The organism is Robbsia andropogonis (genome assembly GCF_000970345.1).
Lineage (GTDB): Bacteria > Pseudomonadota > Gammaproteobacteria > Burkholderiales > Burkholderiaceae > Robbsia > Robbsia andropogonis.
Window position 1 is genome coordinate 1 of record NZ_LAQU01000254.1, and the last position, 443, is coordinate 443.

General features: G+C 60.5%; 1 protein-coding gene. It reads left to right on the forward strand.

The genetic code is table 11. The annotated features are described in order from the left end of the window. Positions 1 to 72: 72 nt before the first annotated feature. The coding region (locus tag WM40_RS28435) for a hypothetical protein (protein WP_236693742.1) at positions 73 to 443 on the forward strand (371 nt) is incomplete at its 3' end.

Consider the following 443-nt stretch of genomic DNA (forward strand, 5'->3'; position numbering starts at 1 on the left):
ATCGAAGATCCCCAGGCAGGCCCATGGCATCGGATGCGCTAATATACTGTACCTATATACAGTATTTAAGAGGTGGCGATGCACTCCAATTTCCGCCCCGGCCTCACCAAGGCCGAGCTACAAGCACTCAGTGCTCAGTATCGTGGCCACGCCGACGTTACGACTCTGCTCTGGGAGATCGCCCGCCTGCGCGTTCAGCGCCTGCGTGATTTTCAACTGCGCTCGCTGTGGCGAGTCGGTGGCGGGCCGTTGCGCATGATTGCGGCCACACATATCGCTGAATTGCTCGCTGAACCGTGCGTTGTCGAGCAAGAAACAATTCTGCTGACGCCTGAAGCCTTCGCGGCCCGCACCGCGGCAGAATTGACGGCCTGGGACGTGCCGGCTGCGGACGTTGCGGCGATCGCTGAAGAGGTATTGCAGTACGGCCGCGCCTGGCGTCA